This is a genomic window from Allobosea sp. GW823-FHT01F03 (assembly GCF_058798075.1).
The window spans coordinates 1,968,343-1,988,844 of record NZ_CM179505.1; the positions used below are offsets into that span (position 1 = coordinate 1,968,343).

At 67.2% G+C, this 20,502-nt stretch carries 24 protein-coding genes; 12 read left to right on the forward strand and 12 right to left on the reverse strand.

What is annotated here, in order from left to right:
* Positions 1-4 precede the first annotated feature (4 nt).
* Positions 5-1,156 (reverse strand): M24 family metallopeptidase, encoded by a 1,152-nt coding sequence (locus tag AC3RCC_RS09165; protein ID WP_492258235.1) that lies wholly within the window; start codon positions 1,154-1,156, stop codon positions 5-7.
* A gap of 189 nt (positions 1,157-1,345) precedes the next feature.
* Between AC3RCC_RS09165 and AC3RCC_RS09170 the strand changes: the two genes are divergently transcribed.
* From AC3RCC_RS09170 to AC3RCC_RS09195, 6 genes are all read left to right on the forward strand, one after another.
* Positions 1,346-1,600: an accessory factor UbiK family protein gene (locus tag AC3RCC_RS09170; RefSeq protein WP_291633343.1), complete on the forward strand. Its 255-nt coding sequence runs from the start codon at positions 1,346-1,348 to the stop codon at positions 1,598-1,600.
* 295 nt (positions 1,601-1,895) lie between these two features.
* A complete protein-coding gene (locus tag AC3RCC_RS09175) occupies positions 1,896-2,402 on the forward strand; it encodes a type III secretion system chaperone family protein (protein WP_291633345.1) in 507 nt (168 codons plus the stop codon).
* Between the two features lie 126 nt (positions 2,403-2,528).
* Positions 2,529-3,344, forward strand: coding sequence for a pyrroline-5-carboxylate reductase (gene proC / locus AC3RCC_RS09180; protein WP_492258236.1), 816 nt, complete (start codon positions 2,529-2,531; stop codon positions 3,342-3,344).
* 65 nt (positions 3,345-3,409) lie between these two features.
* Positions 3,410-4,150, forward strand: a complete 741-nt coding sequence (locus AC3RCC_RS09185; RefSeq protein ID WP_492258237.1) for a TetR/AcrR family transcriptional regulator — start codon at positions 3,410-3,412, stop codon at positions 4,148-4,150.
* Between the two features lie 95 nt (positions 4,151-4,245).
* On the forward strand, positions 4,246-6,234 hold the full coding sequence (locus AC3RCC_RS09190; RefSeq protein WP_492258238.1) for a methyl-accepting chemotaxis protein: 1,989 nt from the start codon (positions 4,246-4,248) through the stop codon (positions 6,232-6,234).
* Positions 6,231-6,590 (forward strand): tRNA-binding protein, encoded by a 360-nt coding sequence (locus tag AC3RCC_RS09195; protein ID WP_291633353.1) that lies wholly within the window; start codon positions 6,231-6,233, stop codon positions 6,588-6,590. Before AC3RCC_RS09190 ends, AC3RCC_RS09195 begins: the two co-directional genes overlap by 4 nt.
* Before the next feature lie 4 nt (positions 6,591-6,594).
* Here the strand turns inward: AC3RCC_RS09195 and AC3RCC_RS09200 are convergent, their stop codons facing one another.
* Positions 6,595-7,512, reverse strand: coding sequence for a pyridoxamine 5'-phosphate oxidase family protein (locus tag AC3RCC_RS09200; RefSeq protein ID WP_492258239.1), 918 nt, complete (start codon positions 7,510-7,512; stop codon positions 6,595-6,597).
* 5 nt (positions 7,513-7,517) lie between these two features.
* The gene (locus tag AC3RCC_RS09205; RefSeq protein WP_492258240.1) at positions 7,518-8,141 is read right to left on the reverse strand and encodes a glutathione S-transferase; all 624 of its coding nucleotides are present in this window, start codon (positions 8,139-8,141) and stop codon (positions 7,518-7,520) included.
* Positions 8,142-8,275: 134 nt separating this feature from the next.
* Between AC3RCC_RS09205 and AC3RCC_RS09210 the strand changes: the two genes are divergently transcribed.
* Positions 8,276-9,145, forward strand: a complete 870-nt coding sequence (locus AC3RCC_RS09210) for a LysR family transcriptional regulator (protein WP_492258770.1) — start codon at positions 8,276-8,278, stop codon at positions 9,143-9,145.
* A 15-nt stretch (positions 9,146-9,160) separates the two neighbouring features.
* Here the strand turns inward: AC3RCC_RS09210 and AC3RCC_RS09215 are convergent, their stop codons facing one another.
* Positions 9,161-10,084, reverse strand: a complete 924-nt coding sequence (locus tag AC3RCC_RS09215; protein ID WP_452118596.1) for a transcriptional regulator GcvA — start codon at positions 10,082-10,084, stop codon at positions 9,161-9,163.
* 105 nt (positions 10,085-10,189) lie between these two features.
* On the opposite strand from AC3RCC_RS09215, the gene AC3RCC_RS09220 reads away from it, so the two are divergent.
* Positions 10,190-10,414: a DUF1127 domain-containing protein gene (locus tag AC3RCC_RS09220; RefSeq protein ID WP_492258241.1), complete on the forward strand. Its 225-nt coding sequence runs from the start codon at positions 10,190-10,192 to the stop codon at positions 10,412-10,414.
* Positions 10,415-10,507: 93 nt separating this feature from the next.
* On the opposite strand, the gene AC3RCC_RS09225 is transcribed toward AC3RCC_RS09220, so the two are convergent.
* The 3 genes from AC3RCC_RS09225 to AC3RCC_RS09235 form a co-directional block, all read right to left on the reverse strand.
* Positions 10,508-11,956, reverse strand: a complete 1,449-nt coding sequence (locus AC3RCC_RS09225) for an ATP-binding protein (RefSeq protein WP_492258242.1) — start codon at positions 11,954-11,956, stop codon at positions 10,508-10,510.
* Positions 11,957-11,961: 5 nt separating this feature from the next.
* Positions 11,962-12,690, reverse strand: a complete 729-nt coding sequence (locus tag AC3RCC_RS09230) for a response regulator (RefSeq protein ID WP_291633415.1) — start codon at positions 12,688-12,690, stop codon at positions 11,962-11,964.
* A gap of 61 nt (positions 12,691-12,751) precedes the next feature.
* Complete coding sequence (locus AC3RCC_RS09235) at positions 12,752-13,261, reverse strand: MarR family winged helix-turn-helix transcriptional regulator (RefSeq protein WP_452118593.1); 510 nt, start codon at positions 13,259-13,261, stop codon at positions 12,752-12,754.
* A 185-nt stretch (positions 13,262-13,446) separates the two neighbouring features.
* Here AC3RCC_RS09235 and AC3RCC_RS09240 point away from each other — a divergent pair, with 185 nt between their 5' ends.
* The gene (locus AC3RCC_RS09240) at positions 13,447-14,334 is read left to right on the forward strand and encodes a branched-chain amino acid aminotransferase (protein ID WP_291633365.1); all 888 of its coding nucleotides are present in this window, start codon (positions 13,447-13,449) and stop codon (positions 14,332-14,334) included.
* A gap of 57 nt (positions 14,335-14,391) precedes the next feature.
* On the opposite strand, the gene AC3RCC_RS09245 is transcribed toward AC3RCC_RS09240, so the two are convergent.
* The 5 genes from AC3RCC_RS09245 to uvrC form a co-directional block, all read right to left on the reverse strand.
* Positions 14,392-15,474 carry a DUF1176 domain-containing protein gene (locus AC3RCC_RS09245; protein ID WP_492258243.1) on the reverse strand — a complete coding sequence of 361 codons (1,083 nt, stop codon included), beginning with the start codon at positions 15,472-15,474 and terminating at the stop codon, positions 14,392-14,394.
* 2 nt (positions 15,475-15,476) lie between these two features.
* Positions 15,477-15,932 (reverse strand): molybdenum cofactor biosynthesis protein MoaE, encoded by a 456-nt coding sequence (locus AC3RCC_RS09250; protein WP_492258244.1) that lies wholly within the window; start codon positions 15,930-15,932, stop codon positions 15,477-15,479.
* 13 nt (positions 15,933-15,945) lie between these two features.
* Positions 15,946-16,197 carry a molybdopterin converting factor subunit 1 gene (gene moaD / locus AC3RCC_RS09255; protein WP_291633419.1) on the reverse strand — a complete coding sequence of 84 codons (252 nt, stop codon included), beginning with the start codon at positions 16,195-16,197 and terminating at the stop codon, positions 15,946-15,948.
* 23 nt (positions 16,198-16,220) lie between these two features.
* A complete protein-coding gene (gene pgsA, locus AC3RCC_RS09260) occupies positions 16,221-16,832 on the reverse strand; it encodes a CDP-diacylglycerol--glycerol-3-phosphate 3-phosphatidyltransferase (RefSeq protein WP_291633368.1) in 612 nt (203 codons plus the stop codon).
* Positions 16,833-16,969: 137 nt separating this feature from the next.
* A complete protein-coding gene (gene uvrC, locus AC3RCC_RS09265) occupies positions 16,970-19,078 on the reverse strand; it encodes an excinuclease ABC subunit UvrC (protein WP_492258771.1) in 2,109 nt (702 codons plus the stop codon).
* Positions 19,079-19,467: 389 nt separating this feature from the next.
* Here uvrC and AC3RCC_RS09270 point away from each other — a divergent pair, with 389 nt between their 5' ends.
* From AC3RCC_RS09270 to AC3RCC_RS09280, 3 genes are all read left to right on the forward strand, one after another.
* Positions 19,468-19,677 (forward strand): cold-shock protein, encoded by a 210-nt coding sequence (locus AC3RCC_RS09270; RefSeq protein ID WP_066471138.1) that lies wholly within the window; start codon positions 19,468-19,470, stop codon positions 19,675-19,677.
* Positions 19,678-19,818: 141 nt separating this feature from the next.
* A complete protein-coding gene (rpsU, locus tag AC3RCC_RS09275) occupies positions 19,819-20,094 on the forward strand; it encodes a 30S ribosomal protein S21 (RefSeq protein ID WP_452118589.1) in 276 nt (91 codons plus the stop codon).
* 33 nt (positions 20,095-20,127) lie between these two features.
* Positions 20,128-20,385, forward strand: a complete 258-nt coding sequence (locus AC3RCC_RS09280) for a hypothetical protein (RefSeq protein ID WP_492258245.1) — start codon at positions 20,128-20,130, stop codon at positions 20,383-20,385.
* Positions 20,386-20,502: the final 117 nt, after the last annotated feature.

Consider the following 20,502-nt stretch of genomic DNA (forward strand, 5'->3'; position numbering starts at 1 on the left):
TTGTCTAGCGCACAGTCAGGTCGAGATCGGGCAGGTTCAGCGCCTCGGCGCCGGTTTCGCCGACGAGATAGGTCCGGCCCAGACACATCGCGGTCTCGCTTTCCGAATCCATCAGGATCATGTGGGCGAACATCACCATACCGGGCTCCAGTACCCAGTCATTGCCTTCGTAGAACATCGGCCAATCCATCCAGGACGGGGTGAATTTGGCGCCGAGCGAGTAGCCGCAGGCGTTGAGCCGGTGGCCCGACAGGCCATGGGCGTCGAAGCTGCTCGCATGGGCGGCGAAGACGTCGCCGGCGGTGTTGCCGGGTTTCAGCGCCGCCTCGCAGGCGAGCAGCGCGGCTTTCGCCGCCTCGTGATAGCGCAGGTGCAGCGGGCGCGGCCTGCCGACCACGACCGTGCGCATGATCGCGGCATGGTAGTGCCGGTCGGCACCGGCGAATTCGAGGGTGATCTGGTCGTCGGTGTCGAGTTTGCGGCGGCCGCTCTTGTACCGGCAGAGCAGGGCGTCGCGGCCCGAGCCGATGATGAACTCGTTGGCGGGATAGTCGCCTCCGCCCGAGAAGATCGCGTTGTGCTGGGCGGCGAGGATCTCGCCTTCGTCGGCGCCGGCGCGGATCAGGTCGAGCGCTGCCTTGTCGGCCGCGTCGGAGAGGGAAGCGGCGCGGCGGACATGGACGATCTCCTCCGCCGATTTCACCGCCCTCAGTCGCGTCACCAGAAGAGAAGCATCGACGAGTTCGGCGATGCCGGCGAAGGCGGCTTCGAGCTTGCGGCCATTGGCGGCGACGAGGCCGTAGGATTCGAACTCGACGCCGATGCGCTTGCCGGCGAGTCCCATCTCGCGCGCCAGTTCCAGCAGATCGCGGGCGGGGTTGGCGTCGCGGCCATCCTTCCAGATCCGGATGTCGGAGAGATTCGAGGTGTGCTGGGCCTGGCGCAGATCGGCTGAGCGGGTCAGCAGCGCCATGGTGCCGTCCGCCTTCACGACAAGGCACTGGAAGAAGCAGAAGCCGAACGTGTCGTAGCCGCTGAGCCAGAACATCGATTCCTGTTGGAACAGGAAGGCGGCGTCGAGCCGGTCGCGCGCCATCGCGGCGAGCAGGGCATTGCGGCGCCGGGCGAACTCGGCGGGCGAGAAGTGCAGAGCCATGGCAGGAACCGTCCGGCGATGCTGATCGAACATGGATAGCGCGGACCCGACGGGCTGGCGAGCCGGTCGGACGAAGCGGTCACCTGCGACGGAATCGCAGCGTCCCGCAGCGCGCGATTGCGCCTGGCGCGCTCCTTCGCCATATCTCCGGTTCAAGGCGCGCAGGGCGCCGCAGCGCCGGAGGCCGCCATGGTCAGCACCAGCAACCGCATCCTCGACGACATCGCCCGTCTGGCCACCGACGCCGCCGGGGCGGCGCAAGGCGTACGCCGAGAGGTCGAAACCGTGGTGAAGACCCAGATCGAGCGGCTCTTGCGCGATATGGACGTGGTTACCCGCGAGGAATTCGAGGCGGTGCGCGAGATGGCGCTGCTGGCGCGCGATGAGAACGAGAAGCTCGCCGCCCGCCTCGCCGCGCTCGAGGGCAAGTCCGCGAAGGACTGAACTGCTCCCCTCGCATGTCTCGCGCTGTGGACAGCGCCGCGAGGGGATTGAGCCGACGGTCGAATCCGCCGAGCTTGGATAGCGTGTTGGGCACGTTGACCGCCTGCGCTATCGTCGATGAAGAGAGGTGATTCGTCGGCAGGCTTCGTCTCGCGAAGCTTTCCGATGATCCGGCGGCCGCTCGCGGCCGTTCAGTCGGGTTGTGTGCCTTACGCTTTTCCCAGTCGCCGTGTTCCTGTTCTCAAACGCGTCGGACCTGCTTTGCGGGCAGGGCGCCGGCAGTTGGACCCTGGGCATGATGGACCTTGATCTGGATGCCGAGAGTGATCGGCCTTCCAATCCTCTCGATCTGATTGAACGCCTTGCCGCCCTGAACCACTGGAGCTTCGACCGCGACAGCGACGACGAGCTCTCCGTCGCCGTCACCGGCGGCTGGGCGGACTACCATGTCGCCATCACCTGGCTCTCGGAAGTGGAGTCGATCCATGTCGCCTGTGCCTTCGACCTGAGGGTGCCGGACCGGCGCCGGACCGAAGTCCTGAACCTGGTGAGCCTGGTCAACGAGCAGCTCTGGCTCGGCCATTTCGACCTGTGGAGCAATGAGAACGTGGTGATGTATCGCCATGCGCTGCTGCTCTCGGGCGGCGCCGAGCCGACCGAGGAGCAGGCCGCCGGGATGATCAAGGCGGCGATCGATGCCTGCGAGCGCTATTTCCAGGCCTTCCAGTTCGTCGTCTGGGCCGGGAAGAGCGCCCGCGAGGGGCTCGAGGGCGCCATGCTGGAGACGGTCGGCGAAGCATAGGCTTGTCGAGGACCGCCATTGCGCGTCATGCTCGGGCTTGACCCGTGCGTCTCCGGAAGGAGATTCCCGGGTCTTCGCTTTCGCTGCGCCCGAGAATGACGCGCGGCATCGACAAGAGAGACGCCCATGTCCAGCCAGCTTCCGCAATCCCTCGTGCTCGTCGGCGCAGGCAAAATGGGTGGCGCCATGCTCGAGGGCTGGCTCCGTATCGGCATGAAGGGGCCGGGGATCACCCTGGTCGACCCGCATATCAGCGATGCCATGACGACGCTCGCTGCGGAAAAGGGCATGACGGTCAACCCACCGACGGTCGCCCCGGCCGAGGTCGTGGTGCTGGCGACCAAGCCGCAGATGCTCGACACTGCCGCGCCGTCGGTGCAGGCGCTGATCGGCCCGCGCACCCTTCTGATCTCGATCCTCGCCGGCAAGACGCTCGGCGATGTCGCCCAGCGCCTGCCCAATGCCGGGGCGATCGTGCGTGCCATGCCGAATCTGCCGGCCTCGGTGCAGCGCGGCGTCACCGCCGCCGCCGCCGGCCCCGGCGTCAACGCCGGCCAGCGGGAGATGGCGGACGCGCTGCTCGGCAGCATCGGCAAGGTCGAATGGCTGGGTGACGAGGGGCTGATCGATGCCGTGACGGCGGTTTCGGGTTCCGGGCCTGCCTATGTCTTCCATCTCGTCGAATGCCTCGCGGCTGCCGGCGCAGCTGCCGGCCTGCCGGCCGATCTGGCTGGGCGGCTGGCGCGGGCGACGGTCGAGGGCGCCGGCGAGATGCTGTTCCAGTCCGATCTTGCTCCGGGGACGCTGCGCCAGAATGTGACCTCGCCGGGCGGCACGACCGCCGCCGCGCTCGAGGTCCTGATGGCTGAGGACGGCATGCCGCTGCTGATGCGGCGTGCGGTTGCTGCCGCCAAACGTCGCGCTGAAGAGCTTTCCGGCTGAGCGGCCTTTCATCCGGCGCCTGCGGAGCCTAGATTCAGGGCATCAGCAGGCGACAGGAGAATCCGATGGCACGCAAGCCCGCTTCCCCCAAAGCCGAGCCGGCCGCCGCGAAACCGGCGGCCCCGAAGCCCGATCCGCGCCGCGCCGTGATCAATGCGCTGTTCCGGCTCGCGGCCAATCGCTCCTGGGACGAGATCGAACTGCCCGACATCGCCCGCGAGGCCGGGCTGAGCCTGGCCGAGATGCGCGGCCTGTTCCCTTCCAAGCTCGCCATTCTCGGCGGGCTCGGGCGGATCGCCGACGACGCGGTGCTGGCGGGAAACTCCGACGATCTGATGGAGGAAAGCTACAAGGAGCGCGTCTTCGATCTGGTGATGCGCCGGCTCGACGCCTTGGCGCCCTACAAGCCCGGTCTGCGCGCCGTGATGCCGGCGCTGCGGCGTGACCCGCTGGCGCTGGCGGCGCTCGGCCGCAATGCCGTGAATTCCTGGCGTTATATGCTCGCCTCCGCCGGAATCCCCACCGAGGACAGCCTCGGCGCTGTCAGGGTCCGCGGCGCGGTGCTGCTGATGAGCCGCGTCGCCGAGACCTGGCTCGATGATGACGAGCCGGAGCTGTCGCGGACGATGGCCAAGCTCGATCGCGAGCTGAAATCCGCCGGCCGGATCATGGCCCGTGTCGAGGATGTGCACCGGCTCACCGCGCCGCTGCGCGGCCTCGCGCGGGCGCTATGCGGCGGCCGGCGCGAGAGCCGAAGGGAGCGGATGCGCAGCGAAGAAGGCGATGGCTACGCGACGGCGATCTGAGCTGCCGCGCCCTATCGTGGCGGAAACGTGGCGCCATTAAGTGGCCCTTAGCGATTTCTGGCAACTGTGCGGCATCTCTCCTCCGAGGCCCGCGCATGCCCCTTCTGAAGAAATTTGCCTTGCTGTCGATCGGCCGCTCGTTCGGCCTGGTCGCGATTCTCGCCGCCGTGATTGCGGTGGTCAGCGTCGCGGTGACGCTCAATCAGGCGCGTATCGACCTGGTGGAGCTGAAGCGGTCCGAGGTGAAGGAGATCGTCGAGGCGGCGGCTTCCACGGTGAACGCTTATCTTGCGCGGGTCGAGAAGGGCGAGCTGAAGGAGGCGGACGCCCAGAAGCTGGCGATCGACGCCATCGCCAATGCCCGCTTCGACAATGGCAACTACCTGTTTGTGGTGCGCTTCGACGGCGTCAACATTGCCCATGCCAACCCCAAGCTGGTCGGGTCGGACATGATGGGCTTCAAGGACGCCAATGGCCGCTTCTTCGTCAAGGAGATGGTCGAGCTCGGCAAGGCTCGGGGTGAAGGCTTCGTCGATTATCACTGGCTGAAGACGGGGGACAAGGATCCGTCGTTGAAGATGTCCTATGTCGCCACCGTGCCGAAATGGCAGTGGGTGATCGGGACCGGGACGCATCTCGATAGCGTCGACAAGGCCTTCGCCGAGCTGGTCCGGGACGTCGCCATCGTGCTCGTGCCGCTTGCCTTGCTGATGTTCGGCCTGGTCTTCTATCTGAGCCGTCGTGCCTCACGCATGCTCGCAGGGCTGTCCGAGAACATGAGCGCGCTCGCCGCCGGCGATCTTCAGGTCGCGATCGCCCATCAGGAGCGCCAGGACGAGGTCGGCAACATGGCGCGGGCGCTGGTCGTGTTCCGCGATGCGGCCCTGGCCAAGCAACAGGTCGAGGCCGAGAAGGCCCAGGCCGAAGCCGATGCGAGCGAGCAGCGCCGTGCCGCGGATACGCAGCGCAGCCTCAACGAGGCGCAGCGCAGCGACGAGGCGCAGAAGCAGGCCGTTGTCGTGGCGGAGCTGGGCGCCGGTCTCGAGCACCTGACCGCTGGCGATCTGACCTATCGCATCGATGCCGTCTTCAGCAGCGAGTACGCCAAGCTGAAGCAGGATTTCAACGCGGCGATCGCGCAGCTCGAAGAGACGATGCGCCAGATCGCCACCAATACCGAGAGCATGAAGGCCGGCGCCGGCGAAATCAGTCAGGCTGCCGACGATCTCGCCAGCCGGACCGAGCAGCAGGCCTCGTCCGTGGAGGAGACCGCGACCGCGCTCGACCAGCTCACCGCGACGGTGCGCCAGACCGCCGAAGGCGCGCGCCAGGCCAGCCAGGCGACGACCCAGGTCAAGGGCGAGGCCGAGCAGTCCGGCCAGATCGTCCGCGAGGCGGTCGCCGCCATGGGCGGCATCGAGAAATCCTCCGAGGAGATCTCGCAGATCGTCGGGGTGATCGACGAAATCGCCTTCCAGACCAATCTGCTGGCGCTCAACGCCAGCGTCGAGGCAGCGCGTGCCGGCGATGCCGGCAAGGGCTTCGCGGTCGTCGCTTCCGAGGTACGGGCGCTCGCCCAGCGTTCGGCCGATGCCGCCAAGGAGATCAAGGGGCTGATCACCGCCTCTTCGGTCGAGGTCGAGAAGGGCGTGGCGCTGGTCGGGCAGACCGGCAAGGCGCTCGAGCGCATGTCCGGCGAGATCACCCGCGCCACCTCGCTCGTCGCGGACATCGCTGCCGCGGCACAGGAGCAGGCGATGGGGCTGCAAGAGGTCAACACCGCCGTCAACGAGATGGACCAGGCGACCCAGCAGAACGCGGCGATGGCCGAGCAGTCGACAGCCGCCTCGCAGGCCCTGGCGCAGGAGTCCGACCGCCTCGCGGCGCTGGTCTCGCGCTTCAGGCTCGGCGGCGATGTCAATGCGCTCAAGGCGATGGCCGCGAGGATGGCTGAGGTCGCGAACGTCTCGCCGGCACCGGCGCCGCGCCCGACGCGCGCAGCCGCTCCGGCTGCGGGCCACGGCCAAGCGGCGCCACGCAAGCCGGCCTTCTCCAGCAATGATCGCGGTTGGGAGGAGTTTTGAGCACATCGTCCGAGCCCGCAACGCCGATCGGCTTCGAGGATTTCCTCAAGGTCGATATCCGCGTCGGCACCATCGTCGAGGCCGAGCCCTATCCCGAGGCGCGCAAGCCTTCGATCAAGCTTGTCATCGACTTCGGCGGCACGATCGGCCGCAAGAAGTCCTCGGCACAGATCACCAGGCACTATCGGCCCGAGGACCTGCCGGGCCGGCAGGTTCTGGCGGTGGTGAATTTCCCGCCGCGCCAGATCGGCAAGTTCATGTCGGAAGTGCTGACGCTCGGCATTCCCGATGCCGATGGCGAGGTCGTGCTGATCGGGCCCGGGCTGCCGGTTCCGGATGGTGGGCGGATGTACTGAGCGGTCAGCCGGCGGCCGCTGACGTCGGCCGCCAGCGCCCCGTCGCGAGCGTGGTGGGGGCAGGTTCCGGGGCGGACCAGCGCAACGACAGCGCTCCCCGGCGCCTCCAGCCGCGCTGGCTGTGGAAGCGCCAGAACCGCTGCGCACCGGCGTGTCCGTCGCTTTCCGGCCCGTCCCAGACGATCTCGGTCTCGCCCTGGAGCTGGAGGAGATCGCCGCTCGAAAAATCGATGAAGATCAGGCTGGCGGCTGGTTCCAGCAGCAGGTTTCCGAGCGTGTTGAAATAGCTGTTGCCGGCGAAATCGGGGACCGTCAGGCGGTCGCCCTCGACGGCGATGAAGCCCGGTCGGCCGCCGCGATGCGAGATGTCGACTCCGCTTTTCGAGGCGCTGGCGATGAAGAGCGTGTCCGACTGCGCGATCAGGGTTCTGGCTGCCGGGTCGAGACCAGCGAGTTCTTCGGCCGTCGGTGCCGAGGCCGGCACGGCTTCGTGCTGCCTGGCCTGGATGTATTTGGCGCAGTTGCCGAAGCTTTCGCTGATCGCGGCCGTCATGCCGCCGTCGGTGAGCGCGGTGATCCTGCCATTGGCACGGTTGCGCCGACGGGTGCGGAAATCCAGTCCGAGCAGGCCGATCGGCGCTCCGGCCGCGAAGGCCGCCATGGCCGGGTCATGCGCCGCGGGCCGGGCGGCAATCGCAAGCTCGGTCGGCGATGGGCTCGCGACGAAGCCTTCCTCGCCGGTCAGCACGGTCGCGATCGGGCGGCTGGCCGTGTCGAGTCCGGCGACGAAGATGTAGGGCAGCAGCGCGAAGAACTCCCGGTGCTGGTCCGGCATGAAGCTGCGGATCCCGGTCCCGCGTGAGCTTTGCCCGGCAAGCGCCTGCGCCTTCAGCTCGCCCGGGTGGAAAGGCTGCCCGTCCATCGCGGTCACCCCCTCGCCGGAACGGGTGAGCGCGGCATCGGCTTGAAGAAGGGCAGGGCTTCGACGCGGGCAAGCCAGGCGCCGACGGCTGGATAGGGGGCGAGGTCGATGCCGCCTTCCGGGGCATGCGCGACATAGGAGTAGCAGGCGAGATCGGCCAGCGTCGGATGCTCGGCGGCGAGGAAGCTGCGATCCTGGAGATGTCCATCCATAAAGGCGAGGAGACGGGTCGAGATGCGTTCGGCCCGGCCCGGCTCGTCGGGGAAGTTGAACTGGGCGATCAGCCTGGCGATGGCCGGCCCGTGCATAACCTCGCCGGCGGCGATCGAGAGCCAGCGCTGGGTCTGGGCTGCCGCGACCGGTTCGTCCGGCAGCCAGTTGCTCTGCGGCGCATAGCGCCTGACCAGATAGACCATGATGGCGTTGCTGTCGGCGAGGGTGAGGTCGCCATCCTGCAGCACCGGGATCTGGCCGAACGGGTTGAGGGTGCGAAAGGCTTCGGCCCGGCGGACTTCCGCCGGCGCCGGCACGAAGTCGAACGCCAGCTCCAGTGCACGCAGGAGGAGTTCGACCCGGTGGGTGTGACCGGAGAGAACGGTGCCGTGCAGGACGATGCGGGAGCCGGACATGGAGACCTCGCTGTTGCCCGGCAAATCTGATTGTTTCGCCTGACGGTCGAAAGACGGTATCGTCGCAAATCAGAATTCCATTCGGGGCAACGAAACTGGACCGTCTCGACGAGCTTTCTATCTTCGTCGCGATCATCGACACGGGCAGCCTCGCCGGGGCGGCAAGGCAATTGCGACGCTCGCGCCCGGCGGTGACGCGGGCGCTCGCCGCCCTCGAAAGACGAGCCGGCGTCAGCCTGATCGCGCGCACGACACGGCAATTGATGGCGACCGAAGCCGGACGGGAACTGGCCGCCTCGGCGCGGCGGATCCTGTCGGAATATGATGCCTCGCTGTCGGACGTCGCCGGCGCGCCGGTGCGCGGGGTCCTGCGGATTACGGCGCCGCTCGCCTTCGGCCGGCGCCATGTCACGCCGATCATGGCCGAGTTCCTCGACCTTCATCCCGAGGTGCAGGTCGAGCTGACCTTGTCCGACCGCAATCTCGACCTGATCGAGGAGGGGCTCGACCTGGCCATTCGGATCGGGGCGCTGCCGAATTCGCGACTGGTCGCCCGCAAGGTCGGCGAGGTCAGGCGGGTGCTGGTGGCGTCTCCCGACTATCTCGCGCGGCGTGGCATCCCGCAGCGGCCCTCCGATCTTGCCGGGCACGACACCATCGCCAGCATCGCCGCCGGCCAGACGCTGTTCTGGCGCTTCGCCGGCAGCGGCCGCGACGCCGGCGTGACGATCACCCCACGCCTGATCGTCAACGAAGTCGAGTCGGTGCTGATCGCGGCCCGTTCCGGGCGCGGCTTGGCACGGGCGCTGTCCTATCAGGTCGCCCCGGATCTCGCGGAAGGCACGCTGATCCGGCTGCTGCGCGAATGGGAGCCCGCGGCCGCGCCGGTCCAGCTCGTCGTACCGGGCGGCCAACAGCTGGCGTCGAAGGTCAGGGTGTTCCTCGACCATGCCGTGGCGCGGCTGCAGCAATTGCCGGTGATCCGACCGGAGCCCGGCACCTGATCCCGGCGATCCGGGTCAGTGCCGTTCGTTGTGGGCCTTCGCCTCGTTTCGTATCCAATTGCGGAACGCCGCGATCGCCGGCCGCTCGGCCGAGGCTTCCGGGCAGACCAGATAATATTGGTAGGGGCTCCTGACCTGATGCGGAAAGGGCCGGACGAGGCGGCCCGCATCCTGATAATCTCCGATCAGCACGCTGGTTGCGAGCGCGACGCCCTGGCCCGAGGCGGCCGCCTGCAAGGCCAGGAAGGTGTGCGAGAAGCGAGGTCCCTGAGCGGAATCGACCCCGTCGACGCCGGCCATGGCGAGCCAGCGCGGCCAGGTGATGTAGCCGGGAATGCTCTCCGCCGCCTCGTGCAGCAGAGTGTGATGACGAAGGTCGGAGGGTTCGCGCAAGGGGCGCTGAGGGTTGCCGAGCAGCGCGGCGCTGCACACGGGGAAGAAGTGCTCTTCCATCAGCAGGTCGGAGCGCAGGCCGGGATAGACACCCTGGCCGAAGCGGATCGCCACGTCGACATCCTCGCGCCCGAAATCGGTCAGATGCGCCGAGATCGAGATCCGCACTTCGAGCTCGGGATGGCGCTCCTTCAGCGAGCCGAGCCTGGGGATCAGCCAGCTCAGGGCGAAACTCGGCATGGTGCTGACGGTCAGCGCGGTCGAGGCATCGGGACGCATCGCCTGCGCCGTAGCTTCGTCGAGCTGGTCGAGCAGGCCCGATATCGTGGTGGCGTAGCGCTCGCCGAGAGCGGTCAGCGCCACGCCCTTGCTCGGCAGCCGGGTGAAAAGGGGGCGCCGCAGCCAGCTCTCGAGCGCCCGGACTTGCTGGCCGATCGCGCTGGCGGTGACCGCGAGCTCCTCGCCGGCCCGCTCGAAGTTGAGATGCCGCGCCGCCGCTTCGAAGGCGCGCAGCGCGGTCAGTGGCGGAAGCTGGCGACGGGACATTGACTGGCCAAGTTCAGCTTGGGCGGAAGCGTAGAAGTTCTCATTTGCTCGGCTGGTCCGCAAGGCGCAGATTCATGAGCACAATCGCCATGACAGGAGGCCGCCATGCCGGCCAGGACCGCCACAGAAAATCTATCCCAGTTCGCCGAGAAGCATGCGGCTATGGGCCTTTCCGGGCTGCTGCTGCGTTTCGAGGACTGGCTCGCCAGGCGGGCGAGCGCGCGGGCCCTCTACCGCATGGACGACCAGGCGCTCTCCGATCTCGCCTTGTCGCAGAGCGATGTCGAGCGCGTGAACCGCTCGGCTCGCAAGGCGCCCTGGCGCCAGTAGGGCGCTTCCAGCCGAATAAACCATCGGTCGTGGCCCCGGGCGAGCGTAGCTCGACCCGGGGCTTCTTGCGCATAGGCTGGAGAGCCCGCCCGCTTAGACCGGCAGGCGCACCGTCGCGCGCAGGCCGCCGAGCGGGGAGTCGCCCAGCATGATGTCGCCGCCATGCGAGCGGGCGATGTCGCGGGCGATGGCGAGGCCGAGACCGGTACCGCCGCCATCGACATTGCGGGCCTCGTCGAGGCGGAAGAACGGCTTGAACACGTCCTCGCGCAGCTCCGGCGCGATGCCCGGCCCGTCATCATCGACCATGACGATGAGATAGCGCGCATCATGCGTGGCGCGGATGGCGATGCGGTCGCCGAAGCGGGCCGCGTTGGAAACCAGATTGGTCAGCAGCCGGCGGACGGCGTCGGGGCGGACGACGACGAGCGGGTCGCCGGCGACGGTGAGTTCGGTCTGGTGGCCCTGGCGCTCGGCATCGGCCTTGAGATGCTCCAGCAGCGAGCGGATATCGGTCTCGACCGGCGATTCACCGGCATCGCCGCGCGCGAAGGCGAGATAGTCCTCGAGCATGCGGCTCATCTCGTCGACATCCTTCTCGATCGCCTCGAGGTCGGGAGAGCGCTCGAGCAAGGCGAGCGAGAGCTTGAAGCGGGTCAGGATGGTGCGCAGATCGTGGCTGACTCCGTTCAGCATCATGGTGCGCTCGCCGATCGAGCGCTCGACGCGGCGTTTCATCTCGATGAAGGCATTGCCGGCGCGGCGGACCTCGCGGGCCCCGCGCGGGCGGAAATCGGCGTCGCGCCCCTTGCCGAAGGCCTCGGCCGCGTCGGCCAAGCGCAGGATCGGCCGGATCTGGTTGCGCAGGAAGAGCACGGCGATGGTCAGGAGGATCAGCGAGGTGCCGGTCATCCAGAGCAGGAAGATGTGACTGTTCGAGGCATAGGCCTGGCTGCGCCGGGTCAGGACACGCATTACGTCCTTGCCGAGCTTGATGCGGATCTCGATCAGGCTGGAGCGGCCGACGGTGTCGAGCCAGAACGGCCGCTTCACCTGCTGGCTGAGCTCGGTCGAGAGCGCGCTGTCGAGCAGCGAAAAGAAGGGGCGCGGACCCGGCGCCGGCAGGTCGGTGTCGGGCAGGATGTCGACATCGAGGCCGAGCCGCTCCTCGGCGATGCGCGAGAGCAGGGTCGCGTCCTTGTCCTGCGGGTAGCTCTCATAGACGTCGATCAGTGCGGCGATGTCCTGCGAAACCGCCGCGGAGAGCCGCTGCGTCACCGTCTGCCAGTGACGCTCCATGAAGACATAGGCGATGACTGATTGCAGCAGCACGACCGGCGCGATGACGATGACCAGCGCCCGCGGATAGAGGCCCTTGGGCATGATCCGGCTGATCGCCCGCGCCGGGCGCTTCTGCAGGCGCTTGAGCGGTGCGAACAGGGCGGCGCCGATGCGCGTCAGAACGGTGCCCACCCGGCGCAGCCAGGTACCGATCCCCGTGGCGAGGGGGAGGAGGCGGCGCCGGAGCGAGGCGTCGGCCATGACCTTCAGCCCCGGTCGACGACGAGGCGGTAGCCGACGCCGCGGACGGTCTGGAGATAGAGCGGATCGGTCGGGTCGCGCTCGATCTTGCGGCGCAGCCGGTTGATCTGGACGTCGATGGTGCGGTCGTTGGCGGCTGAGCCCTGATTGGCGAGCTGCTCGCGGGGTACATGCTCGCCGGCCCGCTCGGCGAGAACGGTCAGGATTTCGCGCTCGCGTTCGGTCAGGCGGATCGACTCCTCGCCCTGGCGCAACTCGCCGCGGGCGAGACCGAAGATGAAGGGGCCGAAGCGGACATAGTCCGGGCGCGGCGGCGGCGGTGGCGGCTCGGGCTGGGCGTTTCGCTTGAGGATGTTGCCGAGCCGCAGGATCAGCTCGCGCGGCTCGAAGGGCTTGGAAAGATAGTCGTCGACGCCGAGTTCCAGCCCGGTGATGCGGTCGCCGCTGTCGGCGCGCGCCGTCAGCATCAGGATCGGGATCTCCGAGCCGGTGCGCAGGCGACGGGCGAAGTCGAAGCCGTTCTCGCCGGGCATCATGATGTCGAGCACCATGGCGTCGAAGACGAGATGTCCGAGACGATTATCGGCCTCCGCCGCGTTGGCGGCGGTGGTGACGCGGTAGCCGTGATCGCCGAGGAAGCGCGCCAGCAGGTCGCGCAGGCGGCGGTCGTCGTCGACCACCAGGATATGCGGGGCCTCGTCCGGAATCGGCTTGCGCTGGCCGCTCGGCGCCATCATCCCATCCCTCTCGCCAATGTCGTCTTCGGGCTCATGCCCTTCCGACTAGCACGAAGCGTCAGGTCGACCCAGCCAGATGCGCCATAACGCCGCGTCGTGCGGCCGGATCGATCAGCCCGGCGAGATAGCGCGCGATGATCGGGGCCGTTTCGGGGCCTGCCGCTTCGAGGGCGCGGCCGATGCGCCTGGCCTGCAACTCGGCGAGGCGAATGGCGAGCTCGCGCCCTGCGGCGGTGGCGTGCAGCTTGCGCTGGCGCTTGTCGCGGGTGCCGGGCCGTTGCTCGACGAAGCCGGTCTCGACCAGCTCCTTCAGCACGCGGTTGAGGCTCTGCTTGGTGATCTGCAGGATATCGAGCAGCTCGGCGATGGTCATGCCCGGCCGGCGCTGGACGAAGTGCAGCACGCGGTGATGGGCGCGACCGAAGCCGTAATCGGCGAGGATGCGGTCGGGATCGCCGACGAAGTCGCGATAGGCGAAGAAGAACAGCTCGATCAGGTCGTAGGGCACCGGCTGGCTCGACGTTTCTGATGCGGCCGGAGCTACCGGAGTCGGGGTGGGCGTGCTCACGTTCGTGATCTCTTTTTATGTCAGCCTTGTTGACATATCTCAGACGTAAGATTACCGGTCAAGCACGCGGTGCGACCGATTATGTCGCAAGCGCCGGCTTCGGCGTAGTTTTGATACCGCGCTTGCACCCGGTTTCGCCTTGTGGCGATGTCGGCTGCAAGAAGAGGATCAGGAGGATCTGTACCATGTCAGTCATTCCTTTCGACCAGCGCGACGGCGTCATCTGGTTCGACGGCAAGCTCGTGCCGTGGAAGGACGCCAAGGTGCACGTACTGACCCATGGGCTGCATTACGGATCCTGCATCTTCGAGGGCGAGCGCGCCTATGACGGCGTGATCTACAAGTGCACCGAGCACTCGCAGCGGCTGCACAAATCGGCCGAGATCATGGATTTCACGATCCCCTATTCGGTCGCCGAGCTCGATGAAGCCAAGTATCTCTGCCTCAAGGAAAACGGCCTGCGCGACGCCTATGTCCGCCCGGTCGCCTGGCGCGGCTCGGAGATGATGGCCGTCTCCGGTCTGAACAACGCGATCCATACCGCGATCGCGGTCTGGGAATGGCCGAGCATGTTCGACATGGCGCAGAAGCTGAAGGGCGTGCGCCTCGATATCGCGACCTATCGCCGTCCCGACCCGGCCTGCGCCCCGGTGCATGCCAAGGCCGCCGGCCTCTACATGATCGCGACGCTCTCCAAGCATAAGGCGGAGCGCGCCGGCTATGCCGATGCGATGATGCTCGACTGGGAGGGCAATGTCGCCGAATGCACCGGCGCCAACATCTTCTTCATTAAGGACGGCGTGATCCACACCCCGACCGCCGACCGCTTCCTGAACGGCATCACCCGCCAGTCGGTGATCGAACTGTGCAGGAAGCGCGGTTTCGAGGTGGTCGAGCGCCGGATCCGGCCGGAGGAGCTGGAAGGCTTTTCCGAGTGCTTCATCACCGGCTCGGCCGCAGAGGTGACGCTGGTCTCCGAGATCGGCCCCTACAACTTCGTCACCGGCAATATGGGCAAGGTGGTCATGGAAGATTATTCGGACGAGGTTCGTCCGAAGTCCAAGGCGGCCTGAGGCTGCCCGACATCTTCGATTGAATTCGTCCCGGGCAGCTCCGCTGCCCGGGATTTTTCATTTCGTGACCTTCACTTCGCTGCGGAAGAGCACCGGCCAGTCGTCCGACGGCAGTTGCCGGCATTCGCCCATCGCGCTGAGCGCCGTGAGCGCGAAGTCGGAGCCGGTCCAGGCGTAGTTGCCCGAGCCGCCGCAGTCGCCGATGCCGCGGCCTTTGGCGAAATAGCCGAGCTGGCCGTTCTCCGGCGTGTAATCCGAATTGATCAGGACATTGTCGTCATTGCCGGCGAAGGCGACCTTGCGTGCGCCGGCCATCGCATCGCCCGTGACCAGCCAGTAGCCGGTGAGGATGTTGTAGGCGCCGGCGCCGCAATACAGCCCGATCAATCTGCGCCCGCCATCGAGGGGCCAGGCCCGGTCCGGGTTGTAGCGGGCGCCCCTGTCATCGTCCTCGCAGGCGTCCGGGTCGCTCGCCTTCAGATGCTTGCGCAGGGCGGCGCCCAACGCCTTCGCCGTACCGTCGGCCAGCGCCGGGCCGGTCGCCCTGGCGGCGATCACCGGCAGGGCCGGCGGAGACGGCACGGTGCTCGCGGCGGCCGGGCCCTTGCGGATCAGCGCCGTCATGGTGTTGAGCCGGCCCTGCTGCTCGTCGATCCAGAGCATGGCCGCGACCGAGCCGGCGAGCGAGATCGCATAGGTCTTTCCGGCCAGCGACGCCGACAGCCTGGTCGCCTTGCGCGCAGCAGCGATCAGCGCCGCGGTGTCGGCCTCCGAAAAGACGATACGGGCGGTCTCGCCGTCCTCGACGCTGGCGGCGAGCGTCTTGCCGCCGGCCGGGAATGGCGCGTCGTCGAGCTTGAGGCCGATCGTGAGCGGCGCCTTGAGCTTCTCGCCCGTCAGCTTGAGCGAGAGGGAGACGGCGCCGCCAGGGCCGGCGGGCCGTTCGAGCCTGAGATAGCCGACTGTCGGGGCGGTTTCATCGGGCAGCGAGAGCGCCGTGCAGCTGCGAAGGTTGTCGCAGCCGGCGGTCCAGTCGCGGAAGGTCTTGCTCTGGCCCTGTGCCGATGCCGGGACCATCGCGGCCAGGAGCATCGCGCCGCAGAGCGGGGCCAGGCTCGTCCGAAACCATAGCGTGCCCACCGTCAGCTCCAGCGTTCCACCGCCCTGTCGTCATCCGCCTTGGCCTCGACCCAGCCACCGATGCTGCCATCGGCGAGATGCTCGCGCTTCCAGAACGGGGCACGGGTCTTGAGATAATCCATCAGGAAATCGGCGGCCGCGAAGGCCTCGCGGCGATGGCTCGATGCGGCGATCACAAGGACGATCTGCTCGCCCGGCCTGATCAGGCCGAAGCGATGAATGGCGAGGAGGCCGGAGAGCGGCCAACGCGCCGCGGCCTCCGCGGCGACCCGCGCGATCTCGGCCTCGGCCATGCCCGGATAGTGCTCGAGTTCCAGAGCGGCGAGCCGGCCGCTCTCGTCGCGGCACAGGCCGGTGAAGCTGACGACGGCGCCGATATTGGCATCGCCGCGGGCGAGCGCCGCGACCTCGGCGCCGAGGTCGAAATCCTCGCGCTGGATGCGGACCACCGGGGTCATCGTCCGTCCCCGCTCAGCCGCCGGTCATCGGCGGGAAGAAGGCGATCTCGCGGGCCCCGGCGATCGAGGCGGCGGGCTTGGCATGGGTATGGTCGATGGCGGCACGTACGATCGCCTCGTTTTCGAAGGCGAGCTCATAGCCTTCGCCGCGGGTTTTCAACCAGCGCACCAACTCGGCGATGGTCGCGGTGCCGGGCGGCGGCGAGACGATCTCGTCGGCGAGGCCGACGCGCTCGCGCACCCAGGCGAAGTAGACGAGCTTCAGGGGCGGGGCGGCTACATGCTGGTTCATGGCGCGCGCTCATCCATGGCGACGAGATGCCGGATGCCGGCGTTCAAATAGTCCCAGCCGGTATAGATCGTCAGCATGGCGGCGATCCAGAGCATGACGATCCCGATCTGGGTATTGTGGGGCAGGACCTGGTCGCCGGCCGGGCCGACGACGAGGAAGCCGAGCGCGAAGAGCTGTGCCGTCGTCTTCCATTTCGCGACCTTGCTGACGGGGACGCTGACCTTGAGGTCGGCGAGGAACTCGCGCAGGCCCGAAACCAGGATTTCGCGGCAGAGGATGACGATCGCCGCCCAGATCGACCAGCCCTTGATCGTCTCGGTATGGACCAGCATCAGCAGGAGCGCGCAGACGAGGAGCTTGTCGGCGATCGGATCGAGCATGCGGCCGATCGCAGATTGCTGGCTCCAGGCGCGCGCGAGCCAGCCGTCGAGATAGTCGGTGATCGCGGCGGCGACATAGATCGCCAGCGCTGCCCAGCGGGCCCAGTCGTCGCGCGGCCAGAACAGCAGCGCCACCAGCGCCGGAATCGCGGCGATCCGGCCATAGGTCAAAAGATTTGGCAGCGACCAGGGGCCGCGGCGCCGGATAGCATCAGGAAGAATCGTCACGAAGAACACCAAGCCGCGCCTTTGCGACAGCGTCAACACGGAACAAGGTGATTGCATGGCGAAGCTGCGTTTCGACGCCGGCCGCCGTTGGCGAGGCCGGCCCGGCTCAGATCGGGCCGATCAGCCGTGAGAGGGGCTCAGCGCTCGTGAAAATGGTCGTGAACGGCCTTGGCGGTCGCGGCATTGACGCCGGGCGTCTTCATCAGGTCGTCGAGCTTGGCGCGCTGGATCGCCTTGACCGTGCCGAAATGTAGCAGGAGCGCGCGCTTGCGGGCGGGGCCGATGCCGGGAATCTCGTCGAGCGGGTTCTTGGTGATGTCGCGCTTGCGCTTGGCGCGATGCGTGCCGATGGCGAAGCGGTGGGCCTCGTCACGCAGCCGCTGGATGAAATAGAGCGCAGGGTCGCGCGGCGGTAGCTTGAATGGCTCGCGCCCGACCATGAAGAAGGTCTCGCGCATGGCGTTGCGGTCCTCGCCCTTGGCGATGGCGACGAGCGCGATGTCGGTCGCGCCGCATTCGGCCATGATCTTGCGCGCCGCTTCGAACTGCCCCTTGCCGCCGTCGACGATGACGAGGTCGGGACGCGAGGGGAAGGGGGCGTCGTCGGGCTCGGGCGCTGTTTCATCCGTCCCAGCGGAAACCGCATCCTGAGGAGCGCCGTCAGGCGCGTCTCGAAGGATGGTGGCCGAAGCGCGGTCGCCTTCTGGAGCATCCTGCGAGACGGCCGCTTCAGGATGAGGGCCGGAAGGGGGCTCTGCTGCTGCTCCCTCCTTCGCCAGCCGCGAGAAGCGCCGCTTCAGCACCTCGCGCATCATACCGAAATCGTCGCCGGCGATTGTGTCGCTGGAGATGTTGAAGGTGCGGTAATGGCTCTTCATGAAGCCGTCCCTGCCCGCGACCACCATGCCGCCGACCGCGTTGGTGCCCATGATGTGGGAGTTGTCGTAGACCTCGACGCGGCGCGGCGCCTTCGCCATGCCGAAGGCGACGCCGAGCGCGCTGAGCAGGCTCTGCTGGCCGGCATTGTCGGCGAGCTTGCGGGCGAGCGCCTCATGCGCGTTTTTCTGGGCATGGGCGACGAGATCGCGCCGCTCGCCGCGCTTGGGGGCGGCGAGCTCGACCTTGCGGCCGGCGCGGGTGCACAGCGCTTCGGCGATCAGCTCGGCCTCGGGCAGATCATGCGAGACCAGCACCAGCCGTGGCGGCGGCTTGTCGTCGTAGAACTGCGTGACGACCGAGGCGAGCACCTCGGCCGGGCTCAGGCTCTTGTCGGCGCGCGGGAAGAGGGCGCGGTTGCCCCAGTTCTGCTTGTTGCGGAAGAAGAAGATCTCGACGCAGAACTGACCGGCCTGCTCGTCGATGGCGAAGACGTCGGCTTCCTCGACGCCTTGGGTGTTGATGTCCTGTCCGGCCTGCACCGCCGAGAGCGCCGCCAGCCGGTCGCGATAACGCGCTGCCTTCTCGAATTCGAGCTCCTCGGCCGCCGCCTGCATGCGTTCGGAGAGCAATTGCTTCACCGCCGAGGAGCGGCCGGAGAGGAAGTTGCGCGCCTGGTCGGCGAGGGCCTGATAGTCGGTGTGCGAGATCTCGCCGGTGCAGGGACCTGAGCAGCGCTTGATCTGGAAGAGCAGGCAGGGCCGCGTGCGGTTCTCGTAATAGCTGTCCGAGCAGGAGCGCAGCAGGAAGGCCTTCTGCAGGGCGTCGATGGTGCGTTCCACCGCCCAGACCGAGGCGAAGGGGCCGAAATAATCGCCCTTGCGCTGGCGCGAGCCGCGGTGCTTGGCGATCTGCGGCGCCGGATGATCGCCGGAGAGGAAGATGTAGGGAAAGGATTTGTCGTCGCGCAGCAGTACGTTGTAGCGCGGCCTGAGCTGCTTAATCAGGTTCGATTCGAGCAGCAGCGCCTCGGTCTCGGTGCCGGTGGTGACGAACTCCATATTCGCGGTCTCGGCGATCATCCGCGCCACCGCATTGGTGTGGGCCATGCCGCGGGCGTAAGCCGAGACCCGGTTCTTCAGACTCTTGGCCTTGCCGACATAGAGCACCTCGCCGGCGCGATCGAACATCCGGTAGACGCCGGGCTTGTTCGGCAGGTGCCTGGCGAATTCGGCGATCACCTCGATGCCGGCCTTGAGCGCGCCGGGAGAGGCCTCGCCGAGGTCGAGCGCAGGCTCGGGCGCGGGGAGGTTGGTCTCGTCCTCCAGCTCGATCTCGTCTTCGGGGATGTCGGGGCGTTCGCGATTCATGGTCTGCATGTAGGATGCCGCAGGCGCTTCGTCATGTCAGGAGCGGCTCCATCCCGCCGGGCGCATCACGTACGGTTTCGCGCCGATGAACGGGACGCTCGCTCGCTTGAATAGCTCTGTATTCGGGCGGTCAGCTTGCTCATTTTCCGTTGATGTGATCGAGATTTTACGGGCGATCTGCGAGGGTGGCCGAGAGGTGATTTGACCGATTTTTGAATTTTTTATTGACAAAATCGATCCCGGACTCTATATCTGTGTTTCGATATTGGGCCGAACGACTTGGCCTCGGTGCTCGTGAATGCGCCGCGCTGACGATCTTCCTCCTCTGTTCGAAATCGCCGCTGCACTGTTTCGTGTGGCTTAATTAAGTACGACTGTAGGAGGCTCCGATGAGCTCGGGTTCGGTCAAGTGGTTCAACGCCACCAAGGGTTTTGGTTTCATTCAGCCGGATGATGGCGGTCAGGACGTGTTCGTCCATATCAGCGCCGTCGAGCGGGCAGGCATGCGCGATCTGCGCGATGGCCAGAAGATCAGCTACGAGCTGGTCCAGGACAAGCGCTCCGGCAAGATGTCGGCGGATAATCTGCGCGCCGAATGAAGGCCCGCCGCCACGGGCGAAGCGATCTGAACGGCGACCACGGATGTACTGGCGCCATCACGTGACGCTCTGAGGCAAGGGCTATCGAGGGGTCGGGACATCAAGCCCGGCCCTTTTTTGTTTTTTGAAGAAAGGATGCCGATGCAGGTTCTTGTGCGCGACAACAATGTCGATCAGGCGCTGCGTGTCCTGAAGAAGAAGATGCAGCGCGAAGGCGTGTTTCGGGAAATGAAGCAGCGCCGGTCCTATGAGAAGCCGTCCGAGCGGCGTGTGCGCGAACGCGCCGATGCCATCCGGCGTGCAAGGAAAGCGGCGCGCAAGCAGGCGCAGCGCGATGGCCTGCTGCCCGCACCGAAGCGCAAGCCACCGCTTGGCAGGACGGCCCGGCCCGGCATGGCGCCCCGCCCGGCGAGCTGACACGCATCGGGCACCAGCTGGAGAGAGGTTGCCATGTCGAGCCGCAACATGAAGCTGGAAGATGCCAAGGCGCGCGCGCAGGTCGCTTTCGAGAAATCCGAACAGCGCAAGCGCGATGCTTCGCTGGTCTGGCAGACGATCGAGGACGAAGCCCTCCAGGTGCGACAGAAGACGGAGCGCCTGAAGGCGCTGCGTCTCGCCAAGGAAGCGGTCGAGGCCGAAGCCAAGGCCAAGCTGCCGGAGTCGAGCGAGGCGAAGCCGGTCCGCCGTCGCCGGACCAAGGACAACTGACCGCGGTTCGGCGATTCCGGGTTGCCCTGACCGGAGCGCAGGCCGGGCCCGTCAATGCGGTCGCCAGCGGGCGAGCGGTGCGCATTTCCGCTTGACCGCGCCCCGTCAGCGTTCGAC